Here is a 19,499-nt window from a genome sequence, read left to right as displayed (position 1 = left end):
GCTGTTTCGCGATTTGGCATACCAAAAATAAGCCAACCGGATTATTTTTCTGTGATCTCACTCTCACAAGGTGATATTGGAATTCCAATATGATGAAAAAAGCCAATTTTGGCATACCAATGAGAGAAATCATGGCGATCGATCTGGAACAAACGGTAATGGAACTGTTGATCAACGCCGGCGAAGCGCGATCCCACGCGATGTCGGCCATTCAGGCAGCTCGGCAGCGTCAGTGGTCGCAGGCGCAGGAGGCATTGACGGCGTCGCAGGCCGCCGCGCGCGAAGCGCACAAGGTGCAAACCCAATTGATTGGTGTGGATGAAGGAGTAGGCAAGATCCCGGTAAACCTGATCATGGTACATGCGCAGGATCATCTGATGACCGCCATGCTGTGTCACGATCTGGCACAGGAGATCGTGCTGCTGCGTCAGGAGGTGTTCGCCGGCGACGCCTAGCGATCGCCCGCTGTCCTTGGCCAGCCCCTATGCTAGACTACCACTACTTTCCACAGCGGACGTTTGCACTACGAGGTTAGCCACAGATGATCACCATGTTGGATGTTTCCATTCGCGCAGGGGTGTCGAAAGCGACGGTATCCCGCGTTTTAAATGGCACCGGCCAGGTGAAAAAGAGCACCCGCGACGCGGTGTTCAAGGCGATGGACGAGCTGGGCTATCGACCCAACTTTCTTGCCCAGTCGCTGGCGAACAAAAGCTCCAACAGCATTGGCCTGGTGGTGTCCAATTTCGATGGCCCCTACTTTGGCCGCCTGCTACGCCAGGCCGCCAAACTGATTGAAGCCAGCGGCAAACATCTGATTGTTACCGACGGCCACGACACGCCAGAGGACGAACTGCAGGCGGTACAGCTGCTGGCGGATCGCCGCTGTGACGCCATTATCCTCTACACCCGCTTTATGGATGAAGCAGCCCTGATGGCGCTGCTCGACAGCCTGCCGGTGCCGGTGATGGTGATTAACCGTGATTTGCCGCAGGCGCGAGAACGCTGCGTGTTCTTCGAACAGCAGCAGGCGGCGTTCAAGGCGGTGGATTATCTGATAGGCCAGGGGCATCGTGAAATAGCCTGCATTACCGGCCCGATCGCCACGCCAACCGCCCAGGCGCGGCTGGCCGGCTATCGCCAGGCGCTGGAACAGCATCAGATCGCCTTTGACGACGCCCGCGTAGCCTACGGCGACAGCAGCGTGGCCGGGGGGTATCGCGGCTGTAGCGCTCTGCTGGCAGCTGGCGCCGCCTTTAGCGCGCTGTTCGCCAGCAATGACGATATGGCCATCGGTGCCATGAAGGCGCTTAGCCAGGCCGGTAAACGTCTGCCGCACGATGTGTCACTGTTCGGTTTTGACGACGAACCCAGCGCGGCCTATCTGCAACCGGCGCTGTCCACCGTCTACCTGCCGATAGACGCGATGATAGAAGCCGCCATCGGCCAGGCGCTGCGCCTGATTAACGGCGATCCCCTGCCCGCATTGCAACCGTTCACCGGTGAACTGAAGCTGCGTGAATCGGTGATCGCCGGCCCGTACGCCAAATAATGCCCCTTTGCTGCCACTGGGCGGTTAAACGATAAAAAAACCCCGGCGGCTGCGGCTGCAACCCCGGGGTTTATCCGTCGCAACGCGCTGTGACGGCGTGTTACACCCGTTCCAACGCGATCAGCTCGTCGATGGTCTGACGACGGCGAATCAACCGCGCTTCGCCGTTTTCAAACAACACTTCCGGCAGCAGCGGGCGGCTGTTGTAGTTGGAAGACATTGAGGAGCCATAAGCGCCGGTGTCATGAAACACCAGATAATCCCCGATCTGCGCCGCCGGCAGCGCACGGGTTTCCACCCCGCCGCCGGCCTGTTGGGTAAAGACGTCGCCGGATTCGCACAGCGGGCCGGCAATCACCGTATCGCGCAGCGGTTGGTCCGCGGTATTGCGGCCGTCGGCCGGCAATAATGAAATATGGTGATAGCTGCCATACATCGCCGGGCGCATCAAATCGTTGAAGCCGGCGTCAACCAGCACAAAGTGACGACTCCCCATATTCTTCACCGCGCGCACTTCCGCCACCAGCACGCCAGCTTCCGCCATCAGGAAGCGGCCCGGTTCAATCTCCAGCGCCACCGGGTGGCCCAGGTGCGCGGCAATACGTTGCCGAGCACGGTCCCACAAGCCAAAATAGTGTTCGGTATCAATGGCCTCTTCGCCATACTGATACGGGATAGACAGACCGCCGCCGGCCGAAATGGCACCAATATCCTGCCCCAGATCGATCACCTGCTGCACCATGGCGTCACACACCCGCTCCAGGTGCTGGTAATCCACGCCGGAACCGATATGCATGTGCACGCCCAGCAGCGTCAGGCCGTAGCGCTGGATTTTTTCCACCGCCTTTGGCAAATCGGCATACCAAATGCCGTGTTTGCTGTTTTCGCCGCCGGTATTGGTCTTCTGGCTGTGGCCATGGCCGAAGCCAGGATTGATGCGCAACCACACCGGGTGACCGGCCGAGCGTTGGCCCAGCTGTTCCAGCATATCGATGGAACCGGCGTTGACCGGGATCTTCAGCTCGCTGACGCGCGCCAGCGTGGCGTGGTCCAGCACGTCGGCGGTAAACACAATCTCGTCGCCGCCCGGCTGAAAACCGGCCTGCAACGCGCGTTCGACTTCCCCCAGCGATACCGAATCAACCTTGACGCCCTGCTGGCGCATCAGGCGCAGAATATGAATATTCGAACAGGCCTTCTGGGCAAAGCGAATCACGTCGAAATGGCGCAGCTGGCTGATGCGCTCACTGATAATCGCGGCATCATAGGCCCAGACCGGGCAACCGAAACGCGCCGGCAGCGCCAATAGATTGGCGGCATTCAACGCAGTGGAGGTATCATTCAAGGCGCGTGGCATGGCAAGGTTCTCAAGCTAAACGTTTTTACTATCATGCCGCAGCGATAATCGGCAGGAAAATATCCGTTTCACCGTAGTCTATTCATTTATGATATACATCGTAACTGACTTTACGCGCTGCCGGAGACTCCCATGCACGCCATAACGCTGCGCCAGATTGAAATCTTCCATGCGGTAATGACCACCGGCAACCTCACCGAAGCCGCGATATTGCTGAAAACCTCGCAGCCCACCGTCAGTCGTGAACTGGCGCGTTTTGAGAAGCTGATACGACTGCAGCTGTTTGATCGGGTGCGCGGCCGTTTGTCGCCAACGGTGCAGGGACTGCGGCTGTTTGAAGAGGTTCAGCGTTCGTACTATGGCCTGGAGCGCATCAAAACCGCCGCCGCCGGCATTCGCCAGTTTCAGCAGGCGCAACTGTCTATCGCCTGTCTGCCGGTGTTTTCCCAGTCGCTGCTGCCCGCGGTGTGCCAACCATTTATCGACCAGTACCCGGAAGTGAGTTTCAGCGTGATACCGCAGGAATCCCCCCTGCTGGAAGAATGGCTGTCGGCGCAGCGCCACGATCTGGGATTGACGGAAAATAACCAGACCCCGGCCGGCACCGAGCGCATGACGTTAATGACGTTGAACGAGGTTTGCGTGCTGCCCGCTGGGCACCGGTTGCTGGCAAAAAGCGTGCTGACGCCGCAGGACTTCGCCGGGGAGAATTTTATCAGTCTGTCGAACACCGACAGCTATCGCCAACTGCTCGATGCGCTGTTTAGCGAACAGCGCGTCGATCGGCGTATGGTGATGGAAACGCACAGTGCAGCGTCGGTGTGCGCCATGGTCAGGGCCGGCGTCGGCATCTCGATCGTCAACCCGCTGACCGCGCTGGATTACGCCGACAGCGGCGTGCACCTGCGGCCGTTCAGCCTTGACGTGCCGTTCACCGTCAGCCTGATCCGGCCATTGCATCGCCCGTCGTCGGCGCTGGTCAGCGCCTTCGTTACGCATCTGCAACAGCGGGCGGCGCATTTCCCCGCCCGTCTGGCAGCGGTTATTGCGCGCTAGCCTGGCGGCGGGCGCGGCCAAAGGTCACCAGGCACAGCGCCAGACCAATCAGCGCCAGCAGAGCAGCAGCCAGCGGCACCGCCGTCAACCCCAGCCCTTGCGCGATAGTTACCCCGCCAACCCAGGCTCCCAGCGCATTACCAAGGTTAAATGCGGCAATGTTCAGCGTCGAAATCAGATTTGGTGCTTTCTTGCCGTAGGTCACCACGTTGATCTGCAACGCCGGCACCGCCGCAAATGACGCGGCAGCCCACAGGAACAGCGTAATTTCCGCCGGGATCGGCGCGCTGCTGGTCCAGCTGAACAACGCTGAAAATAGCGCGATCGCCAGGAATACCCCGGACAAAGTCACGCCCAGCCGCCAGTCTGCCAGACGACCGCCGAGAATATTACCCAGCGTCAGGCCAACCCCCATCAGCAGCAGCGTCCAGCTTACGCCATGCGGGGAGACGCCGGTTACGTCGGTCAACAGCGGCGCAATGTAGGTGAACAGGGTAAACATCGACGCTGCAAATGCCACCGTCATCATCAGTGACAGCCAGACGCCGGCACCGCGCAGTGCCGCCAGCTCCTTTTTCAGATCGGTCGGTGCTTCATCCTTCACCACCGGCAGGTTGCGGTACAGTGCCAGCAACGCGGCAACGCCTATCAGTGCCACCGCCCAGAAGGTTGAACGCCAGCCCAGTGCCTGCCCCAGCGCGGTACCCAACGGCACCCCCAGTACGTTGGCCAGCGTCAAGCCGGTGAACATCAGCGCCACCGCCGACGCCCGGCGGTTCGGCGCCACCAGATTGGCCGCCACTACGGCGCCAATGCCGAAGAATGCACCATGGCACAACGCGGTAATAATGCGCGCCAGCATCAGGAAACCGTAGCTGTAGCCCAGTGCGCACATCAGGTTGCCGACGATAAAGATCGCCATTAGCAGCAACAAGGTGTTTTTACGGGGCAGACGTGCGGTCAACAGCGCCATGATGGGCGCACCTATCGCCACGCCGAGCGCATAGCCACTGATCAGCCAGCCGGCCGACGGAATGGAGACCTGCAGATCCTGTGCGACCTCAGGCAGCAACCCCATGATAACAAACTCGGTGGTGCCGATGGCGAATGCACTTAATGCCAGTGCGAGCAGAGAAACAGGCATGACTAACGCTCCCGATTAACTACGACCCCGCGCACGCGCGGCCGATAAAAAACGCAAAAGGCAGGCGAACCACAGGGTCGCCCGTCATCAGATGAATGGGTGTAGGGAACAGGTAGGGCTAAATGATATAACCTTATAATTATTAAGTATAATTTTCTTATTCCACGCCATAGGAATAGCATGCGTCTGCGGCTTGAAACCAGCGGTTAACCATGCGTAACGCATAAAAAAACCACGTTATCCGGCTAAGCGCTTGAATGAGCTAATGATGAAAAATGTGAGGAAATATTACTTCGGGGGGGCGCTAGCGGCGCAAGGTGGCCAACCACTGCTCATCGTGGCTGAACCACTCCACCAGAAAGTCCAGCATGCTACGCAGTGTGGCAGGCATTTGCCGTCGCGACGTATAAATGCCATAAATGCCCATAGATTGCGGTTGGTACTCCGGCATCAATTCCACCAGTTCCCCTTTCGCCAGCAGCGGTGCGGCCGAATAATACGGCTGCAACGAGATCCCGGCGCCTTGCAGCGTGCCGGCCATTAACACCACCGATTCATTGGCGCTCAGGTTGCCGCTCACCGCCACCGCCGATTTCACCCCCTGATGATCAAAATGCCACAGGCTCTTGCCGAAATAGGAATAGGTCAGGCAGTTGTGCAACGCCAGATCCTGCGGTTGGCGCGGCGTGCCGTGCACGGCCAGGTAACCGGGAGCAGCACATACCACCGACGCACAGGTGGACAGCGGCCGGGCTATCAGGTTCGGATCCAGCTCGTTGGTGATACGTAGCGCCAGATCGATGCGCTCCTCCACCAAATTGACCGCTCGATTATTCATTTGCAGATCGACCGCGACCTGCGGATGGCGCTTCAGATACTGGCTAACCGCCCCTACCAGCGCAGTTTGCCCCAGCGACTGCGAACAGGTGATGCGCAGCAGCCCGCGCAGTTCATCACGCGACTCCTCCTGCACCAAATCAATGTCTTGCGCCACCTGGAGCATTTGCCGGCAACGGTGCAGCGTGCGCTCACCGGCATCGGTCAGGCTGAGCTTGCGCGTTGTACGATGCAGCAAGCGCGCGCCGGCCCACTGTTCCATCTGTGCCAGATAACGCGTCACCATGGCGCGCGACATACCCAACGCCTCGGCGGCGGCGATCATGCTGCCCCGTTCGACGATCGAGACAAAGACTTCAGCGGCGGTAATGCGATCCATGATTCATCCGATTTATGCAATCAATAATTGCTCATTATCCGGTTTTTCTATCGATTCATGCAACCTACTATCTTTTCATCAACAAACCACACCGATAGGACACCTGCACATGTTTAAAAAATCATTTATCGCTCTGGCATTCACCGGCGTCGCCGCCGTCAGCACCTACGCCAACGCAGCCGGCTCTCTGACCATGGAAGTGTACAATCCGGGAGAAGACAGCGTGTTCCCGGTGTCTTCCGAAATCATCAGCGGCCCGCATCAGGTCGCGCTGATCGACGCCCAGTTCCAGCGCAACGACGCTGAACGGCTGGTCAAGAAAATCAAGGCTACCGGCAAGCAACTGACCACCGTTTACATCAGCCACTCCGATCCGGATTTCTATTTTGGTCTGGACGTGATTAAAGCGGCGTTCCCGCAGGCCAAGATCGTTGCCACGCCGGCAACCATCAAGGAAATCAACGCGACAAAAGACGGCAAACTGACCTATTGGGGGCCGATCCTGAAGCAAAACGCGCCGAAAAGCATCGTGGTGCCACAGCCGTTGCAGGGCAACAGCTTTACCATCGACGGACAAAAGGTGGAAGTGAAAGGCCTGAATGGCCCAACGCCGGAACGCACCTACGTGTGGATCCCATCGCTACGGGCGGTAGTCGGCGGCGTGGCGGTGGCCGGTGACAACATTCACCCATGGATTGCCGATAACCAGACGGCAACCTCACGCGCCCATTGGCAGCAAACGCTGGCCAGCATTGAAGCGCTGAAACCACAGGTGGTGGTGCCAGGGCATTTCCTGCCAGGCGCGCCGCAAACGCTGGCTTCCGTCAGCTTTACCCAGCGTTACCTGACCACGCTGGAAGCCGAGTTGCCAAAAGCCAGCGATTCAAGCGCGCTGATAGCGGCGATGAAAAAGCACTACCCGAACCTGAAGGATGAATCGAGCCTGGAGCTGAGCGCCAAGGTGTTGAAAGGTGAAATGAAATGGCCGCAATAACCGCTTAACGCATCGAGGTATATGATGAACACTGCCACCCTGCATTATATTTACGATCCGCTGTGCGGCTGGTGTTACGGCGCCGCACCGCTGCTTAAGGCAGCTCAGAGCCTGCCGAAACTGAATATCGAGTTACACGCCGGCGGCATGATGACCGGTGACAACCGCCGCCCGATGGGTGATGAATGGCGCGAGTATGTGATGCCGCACGATCGACGGATTGCCGAGTTGACCGGCCAGAGCTTTGGCGAAGCCTATTTCAATGGGCTGCTGCGTGACAGCACGGCGATGCTGGATTCAACGCCGCCGATCACCGCCATCCTGGCTGCACAACGGCTGGCCGGACGTGGACTGGACATGCTGCACCGCATTCAGCAGGCGCACTATCAGGAAGGCCGACGCATTGCCGACACGCCGGTATTGGAGTCTCTGGCACGCGAGCTGGGATTGCCTTCCGCCGCGTTCATCGCCGAAATGCGCTTCAACAGCGGTGCGCCGACGGCCCAGCACATCGCCGACAGCCGTGCGTTGCTGGCCAGAGTACGCGGCCATGGCTTCCCGACGTTTGTCTTGCAAGATAGCGAAGGACAAATGCGCCTGCTGCCAGCCAGCAACTATCTGAACAACGTTGCCGGCTGGACCGCAGCGCTGAGCGGCGCGGTGACCTGGGCCTGAATCCGCGGGGAGGCGCTGGCGTCTCCCCCTGGCGCCGCTTTATTCTACCCGTACAAAGCGCCCCTGCGCCTGCACGTTATGGCCAAACCCGCAGTCGCCCTGGGTGTGCAGATCGACGGCGTCGGCGCTGAATTGCAGGGTGACATCGCACGCCATACCCGCCTCCTCGACCGACTGATGGTAGACCGCCCGGTTATCGACAATCGTCAGCAGATCGCTGAACTCGCCCATATTCGGCCCATAGTACAATCCCATGCCCGGCATATAGTAGCCGGCATAGCTGACGTGCCAGCGCCTGCCCTGCGGTGCCACGCTGACTTCGCTCCACACGCCACGGCCGGCATACTGCCAATACACGCCGGCCGGGCCGTCAGGCGCCGGCTGCTGCGCCAACCGCGCCTGCAGCAATGCCAGATTATGCTGAGATTTACTGTCATGCGGTGCCAGCGCCAGGTAAGCCCGCGCCTTGAGCAACTGCCCGGCATGGATCCACGCCAATGCCACATTGTTGTAGGCGGTTGCGGTTGCCCGTTCGCTTTTGCCGCAAAACTCGCTCCACGCGGCCTGATCGCGGAAGATCTCGGCGGCTTTGACATAATCGCCACGTTGATAGGCGGCGGTGCCAAGTTCGGCATAACCGGGCACTTTCTGGCAATCTGCCTGAATGTCCGGCTCATCAATTTGAGCCAGCGCCTGCTCGCTGACCAGCGCTCCATAAGCCAGCAACAGGGGATACAACGCCTTCATGCCTTTTCCTTTCCGTCACGCAAACTTCAAACATGCTGATTTTGCGCCAGTATAACCGGATGACCGGCCAGCTTCACCCTTGCCGATTCAGTGATGATATTGCAAAGGATTAGCCTGGTTAAACCTGCTTACAAGCGTTGTTTGCTTGTTACCGGCCAAGCGCACATGCTGGTCGCTGGTTTTTTTTAGCAGGAGCAGTATGAACAGTCCCCTCACGCAAAAGCATGCCGTCTGGCAACTGATAAAACCGTTCTGGATATCCGAAGAAAAGTGGCGCGCCTGGGCGATGCTGCTGGCCATCGTAGCGCTTTCGCTGGGGCTGGTTTACATCAGCGTGCAGATTAACCAGTGGAATCAGGTGTTTTATGACGCGTTACAGAACAAGAACTATCCGGTCTTCAGGCAGCAACTGTGGCGCTTTAGCTATCTGGCGCTGATCTTCATCGTGCTGGCGGTGTACAAGGTGTATCTGACCCAGGGTCTGCAAATGCGCTGGCGGCGCTGGATGACGGAAAAATACATGGCCCGCTGGCTGGCGCACCAGGCCTATTACCATACCGAGCAACAGCAGCTGATTGACAACCCGGACCAGCGTATTGCCGAAGACCTCAACGTACTGACCCAATACACGCTGTCGCTGTCGCTCGGCCTGCTGTCCAGCCTGGTAACGCTATGTTCCTTCGTCACCATTCTGTGGCACGTCAGCGGGCCGCTGACCTTCGCCCTGATCGGTCATAGCATTACCCTGCCGGGCTATATGGTCTGGTTCGCCTTACTGTACGCGGTGCTCGGCTCGCTGCTGATTGGCTGGGTCGGCAAGCCACTGGTGATGCTGGGCTTCAATCAGGAGCACTATGAGGCGAACTTTCGTTTCGGGCTGATCCGCATCCGCGAGAATAACGATGCCATCGCCCTCTACCACGGCGAAGCGCACGAAACCCGACAGCTGAGCGGCCGCTTCGAGGCTATCCGCAGCAACTGGTGGTCGATCATGCGCGTCACCCGCCGGCTCAACATCGCCAGCAATTTTTATGGTCAGTTCGCTATCATCTTTCCCCTGTTGGTGGCGGCGCCGCGCTATTTTTCCGGCGCCATACAGATGGGCGGCATGATGCAGATTGCCTCGGCCTTCGGCCAGGTGCAGGGGGCGCTGTCGTGGTTTATCGACGCCTTTAACGATCTCGCCACCTGGAAAGCCTGCGTCAACCGTCTGGCCGGCTTCAATGCCGCAGTCGATCGGGCACATCACCAGCCGCGCGGCATCGCGTTGCAGCAGCAGGATGCCGAACCGCTGACGCTCACCAACCTCAGCCTGTACCTGCCGAGCGGCCAGCCGCTGATGACCGACGCCAATCTGACGCTGCAACGCGGTGAGCGCGTACTGATCGTCGGTCCTTCCGGCTGCGGAAAATCAACGCTGCTGCGCGCCATTGCCGGTATCTGGCCGTATGGCAACGGTGCCATTCATCGCAATGTCAGCCTCAGTTCGCTGTTTCTGCCGCAGCGCAGTTACATTCCCATCGGTACGTTACGCGCAGCATTAAGCTATCCGCACGCGGAAAATGAACACGACGATAGCGTATTGCTGCAAGCGCTGGAAAAATGCCGGCTGAGCCATCTGCAACGCTGGCTGGATACCTCCGCCAACTGGAGCCACCGCCTGTCACCCGGCGAACAGCAGCGGCTGGCATTTGCTCGCGCCATTCTCACCCGGCCGGATACGCTGTTCCTTGACGAAGCCACCAGCGCGTTGGATGACGAAACCGAACAGTTGATGTATGGCCTATTGCGGGATGAATTGCCCAACGTGACGCTGATAAGCGTGGCCCACCGCAACAGCGTGGCAAAATACCATCAGCACTGCTGGCGTTTCAGCCGCCAGGGCGAGCAGCCGGCGCGGATGACGCCAAGTCCGCTGCCCGGTTCGGCATAAACGCTCCACCGCTACCGGTACCCGGCGAGCCGGGCATCCGCTCGGCCGCCATCGGCTTCATTATCTGTCTGCGCCGCTTGTCAGGGATGGCGTTGTTGCCTACACTGGCGCACAGATATCGGCCACTGGCCGCTACGTAAGCGTTAACGTCAATCAACGCATCACGCCATGCAGAATTGATTGGCTGCATGCCCTGGTGCGAGGATTTTATGCCCCAACCCGTTTCTTCTACCATTTCCACTACCGCAGCCACGCGCCGTCGGTTACACCGCCCTTTGCTGTTGATCGCTGGCATTATGCTGGTGGCGGCGAACCTGCGTGCGGCACTGACCAGCGTCGGCCCGTTGCTGGAACAAATCCAGCAGCAACTGACGCTGTCGTCCACCGCCGCCGGGCTGTTGAACTCATTGCCACTGATACTGTTTGCGCTGCTGTCGCCGGTGACCCCGGCGCTGGCACAGCGCATCGGCATCGAACGCACGCTGGGGCTGGCCTTGCTGCTGCTGGTGCTCGGTATTGCACTGCGTTCGCAACCGCCAACCAGCCTGCTGTGACTTGGCAGCGGTCTGATCGGCGCCGCGATTGCCTTTGCCAACGTGCTGCTGCCAACCCTGATCAAACGGGATTTCCCACAGCGTGCGGCGGCCATGATCAGCGCCTATGCCGCAGTGATGTCGCTGGTCGCGGCCATAGCGTCCGGCATGGCGGTGCCGCTGGCAGCGCTGAACGATAACGGCTGGCGGTTTTCACTGTTGTGCTGGGGGTTACCGGCGCTGTTGGCGCTGTTGATATGGCTACCGCAGTTGCGCAGTCGCGTATTGCCACAATCGATGCACCGCCAGGCGCCATCCAAGGGAACATCGCCATCTCGTTCGCCATGGGGTAGCGCGCTCGGTTGGCATGTTGCGCTGTTTATGGGGCTGCAATCGGTCACGTTTTATACCATCATCGGCTGGTTCAGCGCCTTTGCCGCCAGCCACGGCACTTCACCGCAACAGGCCGGTTTCGAACTGTTCATCTACCAGGTGGTGGCCATCGTGGCGAACTTCGTGATGGTGATCATTCTGCCACGCGCGCGCGACCAGCGGGCCATTGCCCTGGTCAGTTCTTTGCTGATTTTTATCGGCGTCGGAGGATTATTGCTGTTGCCGGCCAGTTCGCTGGTATGGCTGGTATTCGCCGGGCTGGGAGCCGGTAGCTCGCTGGTACTGGCACTGTCGTTCTTTGGCCTGCGCAGCCAGCATCATCAGCAGGCGGCGTTATTGTCCGGCATGGCACAGTCCGTCGGCTATTTGCTGGCAGCCGTTGGCCCGACGCTGTTCGGCTTGCTGCACGATCTGACGCAAAGCTGGAACGTGCCGCTCGGCATTTTATTGGGATTAACGCTGTTGCAGATGCTGTTTGGCATCCTGGCTGGCCGCAGCCGGGTTATCGGTTAATCGGGCGCGCGGGCAGGATCCGGCGTCGGGGTATTGAGGGCGTCATCCTGCCACAGGTCCTCAATAAACGAACGCTGCGCTTCGTTGAGTTGCCACGACGGCGGGATTTTCGCCTTGCCGTTCGCCGGCCAACGTGACTGCTTTTTGGTTTCTGGATTCTTTTTCATCGTCTTGCTTCCCTAAGTGGTCAAAAACCAGTAGACCGTCAGGCCCACCACGCTCCAAAAAACACCGCATCCGATGAAAACGGCCAGCCAGGCTTTTCGCCGCAACTGGGGATCTTCCTTATATGCCATACGTCCCCCGCCAACTAATAGATAATAGTAATTATAAACTCATTATTGATCGTTTTAAACGATCAATAATGAGTTTTTTCTTATGGCGGAAAAGAGGAAATTGTACTAAGAAAAATCCGATTAGGCAGTACATAAGTGGGGATATTCCCTAACTCTTTAAAAAGAAATAATAAAAGTGTCTTCCCTAATATTTCGCGTGAAGGATTCTGCCATTTTTCGGCTAGGCAAAAATCAACCGGACGTTAACGGATCGGCAGGTTTATTAGCGGCAGAATCAGAATTTTCAGGAGGGGTAGGCAGGAGCAGCGCGTTCCCTGCGCTGCCGGCATGCCTCGTCGGGTCAGTTGCCGACCCGGTGCATTGACGCGTTTAGCCGATTTGCGTGACCGAATCCCGGCTGGCGCGTTCGCGTTCGCTGCCGGTCAATTCGCTCAGTTGCCCGGCGCGCATTTCCAGCAGCCGGTCGGCATGTTCGAAATAGTGATCGTCATGGCTGATGGCAAACACCGTTTTACCCAACGCCCGCAACTCAGGCAGCAGTTCCCGGTAAAAAATACGGCGGAACTGTGGATCCTGATCGGCCGCCCATTCGTCCAGCAACAGGATTTCACGTTGTTCGGCAACCGCCAGCAGCAACGCCAACCGCTTGCGTTGCCCTTGCGACAGCTGCGGATTGGTCACTCGATTTCCGTCAAACTCCAGCTTGCTCTTCATGTTCAGCCGTTGTAGCCAGCGTTCGACCAGCAGCGCATCTGGCGCTTCACCGTTTGGCCCTTGCAGATGATGGAATTGGTGGAAGTCGGTGAAAATAGCCGAAAACAGCCGGCGATAGTCGTCACGGTCCTGCGCCTGCTGCACCTTGCCATCCAGCAGGATTTGCCCGCTCACCGGCTGGTACAGCCCGGTCAGTAGCATCGCCAGCGTTGATTTGCCGCTGCCGTTGCCACCAATCAGAAACACCAGTTCCCCGCGCTGCAACGTCAGATTAAGCGGGCCGACGGCGAACCCCTGGCGCTGCTCGGTCGAACCGTAGTGGAATACCACATCGCGCAGCTCCAGGGTTTGCCATGGCTTGGCCACTGCGGCCGGGAACGCTTCACGATAGTCGGCCAGTTTTAGCGACTTGACCTTGTTAAACGCCACCTCCGCACTGAGCAAGGTAGGGAAAGCGCCAACCGCCTGTAACAACGGCGTGCGGAGAAACAGCAGGGTCAATGAATAGGTCGCGGCCACGGTGGTATTGGCCCAGCCGAGACTGTTGGCCATAAAGAACACCAGGCCGATGGCGCCCAGCATCATGATATTCGACCAGTTTACCGCGCTGAGGTGGAAGGTATCCGCCCGGATAATATGGTGACGATAGTCCACGGCGTCCGGCTGATAGGCTTGCTGAAACAGCGCCTTGGCACGGTCGCGGTTTAGCGCCAGCTCTTTGCGTCCTTCAATTGCCGATTGATAATCCTGATATAACCGCTCTTCGGCTTCACGCACCAGAGTCAGATGGCGATAAACCCGCGACACCAGAACCCAGCTGACGAAAATGGTGACGGCGACCCAAATGGCGGTGACCACCAGCATCTGCGCTGACAGCCAGCCGAGATAGGCCGCGCAGCCGAGCGTCAGGATAATGCCCTGCACCAGCTCCGGCAAGCGGACAAACGCCAGGGTGATATTGCGGATGTCGCTCGACAGGCTGGCCAGCAGCGATGCGCTGCCCAACTGTTCTATGCGTTCGATATCGGTGTCCAGAATGCGTTTGATCAATTGGCCACGCAGGCGATAGACAAAATAGTGGCCCAGGGCAGTCAACGCCAGCTGCGATGCCAGCGTCACCACCATCAGCAGCGCCAGCAGCCCGAGGAACTGCGGCAGTATGGTCAGCGGGTTGCCCGCCGCCGCCATCAAATTGAGATTGATAAAAGCAATGATGCCAATGCCTAACGCGGCACTGGCCATGGTTAATGCCATCACCGCCACAAAAGGCCAGCGATACTGGTGATACACCACCCGCAGCAATTCCATGAATAACCCCTGAACAAAAAATGCAATGGCAGGCATTGTAGTCGGCACGAGAGTGATATCAATCAAATATCAACATTCGCCATATCGCCGGGCAAGGTCGGCTAGTGAACCGCAGGCTGCCGCAGCAGTCTGGCGCGTTAACAGTTTGCTTCCGGCCCGGCAGGCTCTACACTGACGCTTCATCATGGCCACGGAAAACAGGGCGCTATGTTACCTACCCACGAATATGCCAACGATTTGATTCTGTTTGCGTTAATTGTTGAATGCGGCTCATTTAGCAAGGCGGCGGAAAGCGCCGGCATTACCAGTTCGGCGATCAGCAAACGCATCGGCCGCCTGGAAAAGTCGCTCGGCGCACGCTTGCTGTACCGCACCACCCGCAGCCTGACGCTGACAGAAAACGGCCAGGAGCTTTACCGCCATGCCAAAACCATCAGCAGCCAGATGCAGGATGCGCTGTATGCGGTAAGCGAAAGGAGCGAAGCGCTGACCGGTACCATCCGCATGTCGGTGCCGACCATTTCCGGCGAATTATTGCTCAGCGAAAGCGTGGCCGAATTTTGCGCCCAGCACCCGGAGCTGAAGGTGGAAATGCGGCTGGAAAACCGTTTTGTCGATTTGGTCAATGAGGGTATCGATCTGGCGATCCGCACCGGTACCATGCCGGACTCCAGCCTGATTGCCCGGCATATCCTCGACTCCCGCTGGGTGATCGTCTGTTCGCCAAGCTACCTGGAACGCCATCCGCAACCCACCACCACCGCCGATCTGCTCAATCACAACTGTCTGACCTATACCTACCAGGAAAGCGGTAGCGCCAACTGGCTGGTCAAACAGCCGACGAGCGACCAGATTGCCGAATTGCAGGTCAACGGCAACCTTTCCGCCAATAATGCGCGGGCGATCCGCAAAGCGGTAATCGGCGGCTACGGCATAGCCATGGTACCGCGTTGCATGGTGTACGAGGATTTACAGGAGGGCAAACTACTGGAAATATTGGCCGGACACTGCGGCAAAGTGCTCGGCGTATATGCAGTTTACCCGTACACGCGCAATTTGCCGCTAAAAACGCGGTTGCTGATCGAACACATCATCTCCAGTTATAAAAATATCAGTCATTATTTTTGAGCTACGGCACATTATTGCCTTCTTTCCATATCGCAGTGTCGGCAGGGATTAGGCGATATTTGGATATAATCTATTGAGAATAAACGCCTAATAAATGTGATCCCGCGCTTTTATCACACAATACATTTTTTTATCCTGCTGATTTTAAAGCTGTTTAATTCCCCCTGCGACGCCGACCGCTGACACCAACGTATCCGTTTTTCTTTACGCAGCAGATGTTATAAAAATGCGTCATAGAACATCATATTATGTTGTGATTAGAATAACGCGCCGTGGAAATTAACGACTTTGTAACACCTCTCCCCTACAAGAATAATGACCTCTGAGGATGATATGTCCCTGTTTTTCAGTATCGCTCCCATCGTCTTATTGATATGGATGATGACGAAACGTCAAGGCGTGCCCTCTTATCTGGCTCTGCCGCTGACCGCAGCGGTGGTATACGTGGTACAGCTACTATGGTTCGACAGCGCACCGCTCCTGCTGCACGCCAACATCATTAGCGCACTGGTGGCGGTGTTCACGCCGATTACCATTATCGCCGGTGCGATCCTGCTCAATAAACTGATGCAGATCAGCGGTGCCGAAAATGTGGTGCGCAACTGGCTGGAAAACATCAGCCCCAATCCGGTCGCGCAGTTGATGATCATCGGCTGGGCCTTCGCCTTTATGATTGAAGGCGCCAGCGGGTTTGGCACACCGGCCGCCATTGCCGCCCCGATACTGGTTGGCCTGGGCTTTAATCCGCTGCGCGTTGCGCTGCTGACGCTGGTAATGAATTCGGTGCCGGTATCATTCGGTGCGGTAGGCACGCCAACCTGGTTTGGCTTCGCCAATCTGGGCCTGAGTGACGGCGACCTGCTGGATATTGGCCGGCTAAGCGCGTTAATTCATTTCGTCGCCGGGTTTATCATTCCGATCCTCGCACTGCGCTTTATCGTTTCCTGGCAACAGATCCGCCATAATCTGGTGTTTATCCTGCTCAGCATCGTTAGCTGTACCGTGCCCTACCTGTTGCTGGCGCAGGTAAATTATGAGTTTCCGGCCTTACTGGGCGGCGCAATTGGCCTGACCCTGTCGGTACTGCTGGCGCGTAGCCGCATTGGCCTCACCAACGACCCGGCCAAAACGCCCGGCACTGCCATTGCCTTTGGTCTGGTGCTGAAGGCAATGACCCCCACGCTGCTGCTGATCGCCATTTTAATCGTGACCCGCGTTCACCAATTGGGGCTGAAGGCACTGCTCAACAGCACGGCACCGTTGTGGCAAGGCAGCCTTGGCTGGCTGGGTGAACTTAGCCTCAGCAAAGCGTTGATCATCAATCTGCAACAGGTACTGGGCACCAGCGTCAGCGCCAGTTATAAAACGCTGTACGTGCCGGCGCTGATCCCGTTCCTGCTGGTGGTGCTGATTTCCATACCGCTGTTTCGGCTGAGTGGCAGTCAGGTGCGTAACATGTTCAGCGACACCGCCGCACGCATCAGCAAACCGTTTATCGCCCTGCTCGGCGCGCTGATCATGGTGAACATGATGATGCAAGGCGGCGACCACGCGCCGGTGATTATCATTGGCCAGGCGCTGGCCGACGCCACCGGCACGGGATGGCTGCTGTTTTCGGCGTTTCTCGGCGCACTCGGTTCGTTCTTCTCCGGTTCCAACACCGTCTCCAACCTGACGTTCGGCGGCATTCAGCATTCCATCGCCGTCAGCAGCGGTTTGAACCTCAACCTGACGCTGGCGCTGCAATCGGTCGGTGGTGCCATGGGCAACATGGTGTGTATCAATAACATCATCGCCGTCTGCTCGATTCTCGGCATTAGCAACGCCGAAGGGAAAATCATCAGAAAGACCGTACTACCGATGCTGGCCTACGGCGTGATTGCCGCGGCGGTCGGATGGGTACTGGCTTCCTGAAGGGACGTAAGTTAACGACAAAAGTAAGGTAGGCATTATGATCATCTCCGCTTCAACCGATTACCGGGCCGCAGCACAGGCTAAGCTTCCGCCTTTTCTGTTCCATTACATTGACGGCGGAGCCTACGCGGAACACACCCTGCGGCGTAACACCGCCGATCTGGCCGATATCGCGCTGCGCCAACGCATATTGAAAAACATGTCCGAGCTAAGCCTGGAAACCACCCTGTTCGGCGAAAAACTGGCGATGCCGGTGATCCTGGCCCCGGTCGGGCTGACCGGTATGTACGCCCGCCGCGGTGAAGTGCAGGCTGCGCGCGCAGCCGCCGCCAAAGGTATCCCGTTTACCCTGTCGACCGTTTCAGTGTGCCCGATCGAAGAAGTGGCGCCGGCCATCGATCGGCCCATGTGGTTCCAGCTGTATGTGCTGAAAGATCGCGGTTTTATGCGCAACGCGCTGGAACGTGCGCAGGCCGCCGGGGTAAAGACGCTGGTATTCACCGTTGATATGCCGGTGCCTGGCGCCCGTTACCGCGATGCGCATTCCGGCATGAGCGGCCCGAATGCAGCCATGCGTCGCGTATGGCAGGCCATGACCCATCCACAGTGGGCCTGGGATGTCGGCATCCACGGCAAACCCCACGATCTTGGCAACGTGTCGGCCTATCGCGGTACACCGACCAGTCTGGAAGATTACATCGGCTGGCTGGGCGCCAACTTCGATCCGTCGATTTCCTGGCAGGATTTGGAGTGGATCCGCGAATTTTGGCAGGGGCCGATGATTATCAAAGGTATTCTTGACCCGGAAGATGCCAGAGACGCGGTGCGCTTTGGCGCCGACGGCATTGTGGTGTCCAACCATGGCGGCCGTCAGTTGGACGGCGTATTGTCCACTGCCCGCGCCCTGCCGGCCATTGCCGATGCGGTCAAGGGCGACATCGCCATTCTGACCGACTCCGGCATCCGCAACGGGCTGGACGTGGTGCGCATGATCGCGCTGGGTGCCGATAGCGTGATGCTGGGGCGGGCGTTTGTCTATGCGCTGGCCGCAGCCGGTGAGGCCGGAGTGGCCAACCTGTTAAGCTTGATCGACAAGGAAATGCGCGTAGCGATGACGCTGACCGGAGCCAAAAGCATCGGCGACATCACCCGCGAGTTATTGGTTAAATCGGCCTAAAACGCAATAGGGCCGCTATTAACCGGCCCTATTGTCTAACACGATGGCGAACTGCCCTGCGGCGGGAGATAACGCAACGGATCCAGCGCCGTCGCGCGATAGCGGATCTGGAAGTGCAGACGCACCGAATCGGCACCGCTGCTGCCCATGGTGGCGATTTTCTGCCCGGCCTTTACCTGCTGGCCATTGCGCACCAGGGTGCTGTCGTTATGGGCATAGGCGGTAATAAAGTCCTCGCCGTGCTTGATCATGATCAGGTTGCCATAACCGCGCAGCTGATTACCCACATAGACCACTTTGCCCGTCGCCGACGCGTACACCGGCTGGCCTCGACTGCCGCCGATATCGATCCCCTTGTTGCCGCCGTCAGCGGTAGAGAACTTGACGAGGATTTTACCGCTGGTCGGCCATCGCCAGCAGCGTGAGGCTCCCGGTGGTGGCGTACTTTTTACCAGAACCGTGCCTGACGAACGGCCGCTCGAACGGCTGCCCGAGGAGGACTTCGACGCCGCGCCCGAGGTAACTTTGAGTTTTTGCCCGACCGCCAGGCTATAGGGTGGGCGGATCTTGTTGATGCGCGCCAGATCGCCGACTTCGTTATCCGTTATCCAGGCAATGTAATACAGCGTGTCGCCGCGTTTTACGGTATAGGTTTTACCGCTATAGCTGCCTTTTGGCAGCTTATCGTAATCGCGGTTATAGCTATTTTTGCCGGAACATCCCGCCAGCAGCAGAGCCAGTACCAGACACACCGCGACGCGACGCCACCCTACCGTTATGCTTCCTCTGCCCAAAGCCATCCCCAATCTGTTCGACATGCTGATACGCCAACAACGCATAAAGACCGCA

The 19,499-nt window shown here is 58.2% G+C and carries 17 protein-coding genes and 1 pseudogene; 10 read left to right on the top strand and 8 right to left on the bottom strand.

Going from position 1 to position 19,499, the window contains the following annotated elements:
- The first annotated feature begins 131 nt into the window (after window positions 1-131).
- Both NYE85_RS09040 and NYE85_RS09035 read left to right on the top strand, forming a co-directional pair.
- Window positions 132-455 carry a PTS lactose/cellobiose transporter subunit IIA gene (locus tag NYE85_RS09040; protein ID WP_259004479.1) on the top strand — a complete coding sequence of 108 codons (324 nt, stop codon included), beginning with the start codon at window positions 132-134 and terminating at the stop codon, window positions 453-455.
- 86 nt (window positions 456-541) lie between these two features.
- The gene (locus NYE85_RS09035; RefSeq protein ID WP_259004406.1) at window positions 542-1,552 is read left to right on the top strand and encodes a LacI family DNA-binding transcriptional regulator; all 1,011 of its coding nucleotides are present in this window, start codon (window positions 542-544) and stop codon (window positions 1,550-1,552) included.
- A 100-nt stretch (window positions 1,553-1,652) separates the two neighbouring features.
- Here NYE85_RS09035 and lysA read toward each other — a convergent pair whose 3' ends face one another.
- On the bottom strand, window positions 1,653-2,909 hold the full coding sequence (gene lysA, locus NYE85_RS09030) for a diaminopimelate decarboxylase (RefSeq protein WP_259004405.1): 1,257 nt from the start codon (window positions 2,907-2,909) through the stop codon (window positions 1,653-1,655).
- A 132-nt stretch (window positions 2,910-3,041) separates the two neighbouring features.
- Between lysA and NYE85_RS09025 the strand changes: the two genes are divergently transcribed.
- A complete protein-coding gene (locus NYE85_RS09025) occupies window positions 3,042-3,965 on the top strand; it encodes a LysR family transcriptional regulator (protein ID WP_259004404.1) in 924 nt (307 codons plus the stop codon).
- Here NYE85_RS09025 and NYE85_RS09020 read toward each other — a convergent pair.
- Together NYE85_RS09020 and NYE85_RS09015 are read right to left on the bottom strand one after the other, a co-directional pair.
- Window positions 3,952-5,109, bottom strand: coding sequence for an MFS transporter (locus tag NYE85_RS09020; RefSeq protein WP_259004403.1), 1,158 nt, complete (start codon window positions 5,107-5,109; stop codon window positions 3,952-3,954). The genes NYE85_RS09025 and NYE85_RS09020 overlap by 14 nt on opposite strands.
- A 304-nt stretch (window positions 5,110-5,413) precedes the next feature.
- Window positions 5,414-6,325, bottom strand: a complete 912-nt coding sequence (locus tag NYE85_RS09015) for a LysR family transcriptional regulator (RefSeq protein WP_259004402.1) — start codon at window positions 6,323-6,325, stop codon at window positions 5,414-5,416.
- A gap of 109 nt (window positions 6,326-6,434) precedes the next feature.
- On the opposite strand from NYE85_RS09015, the gene NYE85_RS09010 reads away from it, so the two are divergent.
- Together NYE85_RS09010 and NYE85_RS09005 are read left to right on the top strand one after the other, a co-directional pair.
- Window positions 6,435-7,319 carry an MBL fold metallo-hydrolase gene (locus NYE85_RS09010; protein WP_259004401.1) on the top strand — a complete coding sequence of 295 codons (885 nt, stop codon included), beginning with the start codon at window positions 6,435-6,437 and terminating at the stop codon, window positions 7,317-7,319.
- Window positions 7,320-7,343: 24 nt separating this feature from the next.
- Complete coding sequence (locus NYE85_RS09005; protein WP_259004400.1) at window positions 7,344-7,994, top strand: DsbA family protein; 651 nt, start codon at window positions 7,344-7,346, stop codon at window positions 7,992-7,994.
- Window positions 7,995-8,033: 39 nt separating this feature from the next.
- Here NYE85_RS09005 and NYE85_RS09000 read toward each other — a convergent pair whose 3' ends face one another.
- Window positions 8,034-8,741: a tetratricopeptide repeat protein gene (locus NYE85_RS09000; protein WP_259004399.1), complete on the bottom strand. Its 708-nt coding sequence runs from the start codon at window positions 8,739-8,741 to the stop codon at window positions 8,034-8,036.
- A gap of 199 nt (window positions 8,742-8,940) precedes the next feature.
- Here NYE85_RS09000 and NYE85_RS08995 point away from each other — a divergent pair, with 199 nt between their 5' ends.
- Both NYE85_RS08995 and NYE85_RS08990 read left to right on the top strand, forming a co-directional pair.
- Entirely contained in the window at window positions 8,941-10,674 is a 1,734-nt protein-coding gene (locus tag NYE85_RS08995; RefSeq protein ID WP_259004398.1) for an ABC transporter ATP-binding protein/permease, read from the top strand.
- Between the two features lie 209 nt (window positions 10,675-10,883).
- Window positions 10,884-12,113: pseudogene (locus NYE85_RS08990) on the top strand (CynX/NimT family MFS transporter).
- On the opposite strand, the gene NYE85_RS08985 reads toward NYE85_RS08990, so the two are convergent.
- From NYE85_RS08985 to NYE85_RS08975, 3 genes are all read right to left on the bottom strand, one after another.
- Complete coding sequence (locus tag NYE85_RS08985) at window positions 12,110-12,280, bottom strand: hypothetical protein (protein WP_259004397.1); 171 nt, start codon at window positions 12,278-12,280, stop codon at window positions 12,110-12,112. The pseudogene NYE85_RS08990 and the gene NYE85_RS08985 overlap by 4 nt on opposite strands.
- Before the next feature lie 12 nt (window positions 12,281-12,292).
- On the bottom strand, window positions 12,293-12,409 hold the full coding sequence (locus NYE85_RS08980) for a YmiA family putative membrane protein (RefSeq protein WP_259004396.1): 117 nt from the start codon (window positions 12,407-12,409) through the stop codon (window positions 12,293-12,295).
- Window positions 12,410-12,778: 369 nt separating this feature from the next.
- Window positions 12,779-14,431 carry a multidrug ABC transporter permease/ATP-binding protein gene (locus NYE85_RS08975; RefSeq protein ID WP_259004395.1) on the bottom strand — a complete coding sequence of 551 codons (1,653 nt, stop codon included), beginning with the start codon at window positions 14,429-14,431 and terminating at the stop codon, window positions 12,779-12,781.
- 207 nt (window positions 14,432-14,638) lie between these two features.
- On the opposite strand from NYE85_RS08975, the gene NYE85_RS08970 reads away from it, so the two are divergent.
- The 3 genes from NYE85_RS08970 (at window position 14,639) to lldD (ending at window position 18,650) form a co-directional block, all read left to right on the top strand.
- Entirely contained in the window at window positions 14,639-15,559 is a 921-nt protein-coding gene (locus NYE85_RS08970; protein WP_259004394.1) for a LysR family transcriptional regulator, read from the top strand.
- Window positions 15,560-15,892: 333 nt separating this feature from the next.
- Window positions 15,893-17,473, top strand: a complete 1,581-nt coding sequence (locus tag NYE85_RS08965; protein ID WP_259004393.1) for an L-lactate permease — start codon at window positions 15,893-15,895, stop codon at window positions 17,471-17,473.
- Between the two features lie 37 nt (window positions 17,474-17,510).
- Window positions 17,511-18,650: an FMN-dependent L-lactate dehydrogenase LldD gene (lldD, locus tag NYE85_RS08960; protein ID WP_259004392.1), complete on the top strand. Its 1,140-nt coding sequence runs from the start codon at window positions 17,511-17,513 to the stop codon at window positions 18,648-18,650.
- A gap of 35 nt (window positions 18,651-18,685) precedes the next feature.
- Here the strand turns inward: lldD and actS are convergent, their stop codons facing one another.
- The gene (gene actS / locus NYE85_RS08955; RefSeq protein ID WP_259004391.1) at window positions 18,686-19,468 is read right to left on the bottom strand and encodes an amidase activator ActS; all 783 of its coding nucleotides are present in this window, start codon (window positions 19,466-19,468) and stop codon (window positions 18,686-18,688) included.
- Between the last annotated feature and the right edge of the window lie 31 nt (window positions 19,469-19,499).

Source organism: Serratia sp. AKBS12 (genome assembly GCF_024793895.1).
GTDB lineage: Bacteria > Pseudomonadota > Gammaproteobacteria > Enterobacterales > Enterobacteriaceae > Serratia_F.
This window is presented reverse-complemented; position numbering and strand designations above follow the sequence as displayed.

Bases quoted from the DNA above. Each gene is read 5' to 3' on its own strand.
- NYE85_RS08980 (WP_259004396.1), bottom strand. From the start codon at position 12,409: ATGGCATATAAGGAAGATCCCCAGTTGCGGCGAAAAGCCTGGCTGGCC.
- lldD (WP_259004392.1), top strand. From the start codon at position 17,511: ATGATCATCTCCGCTTCAACCGATTACCGGGCCGCAGCACAGGCTAAG.
- lysA (WP_259004405.1), bottom strand. From the start codon at position 2,909: ATGCCACGCGCCTTGAATGATACCTCCACTGCGTTGAATGCCGCCAAT.
- NYE85_RS08995 (WP_259004398.1), top strand. From the start codon at position 8,941: ATGAACAGTCCCCTCACGCAAAAGCATGCCGTCTGGCAACTGATAAAA.
- NYE85_RS09020 (WP_259004403.1), bottom strand. From the start codon at position 5,109: ATGCCTGTTTCTCTGCTCGCACTGGCATTAAGTGCATTCGCCATCGGC.
- NYE85_RS08985 (WP_259004397.1), bottom strand. From the start codon at position 12,280: ATGAAAAAGAATCCAGAAACCAAAAAGCAGTCACGTTGGCCGGCGAAC.
- NYE85_RS09000 (WP_259004399.1), bottom strand. From the start codon at position 8,741: ATGAAGGCGTTGTATCCCCTGTTGCTGGCTTATGGAGCGCTGGTCAGC.
- NYE85_RS09015 (WP_259004402.1), bottom strand. From the start codon at position 6,325: ATGGATCGCATTACCGCCGCTGAAGTCTTTGTCTCGATCGTCGAACGG.
- NYE85_RS09025 (WP_259004404.1), top strand. From the start codon at position 3,042: ATGCACGCCATAACGCTGCGCCAGATTGAAATCTTCCATGCGGTAATG.
- NYE85_RS09040 (WP_259004479.1), top strand. From the start codon at position 132: ATGGCGATCGATCTGGAACAAACGGTAATGGAACTGTTGATCAACGCC.
- NYE85_RS08975 (WP_259004395.1), bottom strand. From the start codon at position 14,431: ATGGAATTGCTGCGGGTGGTGTATCACCAGTATCGCTGGCCTTTTGTG.
- NYE85_RS09005 (WP_259004400.1), top strand. From the start codon at position 7,344: ATGAACACTGCCACCCTGCATTATATTTACGATCCGCTGTGCGGCTGG.
- NYE85_RS08970 (WP_259004394.1), top strand. From the start codon at position 14,639: ATGTTACCTACCCACGAATATGCCAACGATTTGATTCTGTTTGCGTTA.
- NYE85_RS09010 (WP_259004401.1), top strand. From the start codon at position 6,435: ATGTTTAAAAAATCATTTATCGCTCTGGCATTCACCGGCGTCGCCGCC.
- NYE85_RS09035 (WP_259004406.1), top strand. From the start codon at position 542: ATGATCACCATGTTGGATGTTTCCATTCGCGCAGGGGTGTCGAAAGCG.
- NYE85_RS08965 (WP_259004393.1), top strand. From the start codon at position 15,893: ATGTCCCTGTTTTTCAGTATCGCTCCCATCGTCTTATTGATATGGATG.
- actS (WP_259004391.1), bottom strand. From the start codon at position 19,468: ATGTCGAACAGATTGGGGATGGCTTTGGGCAGAGGAAGCATAACGGTA.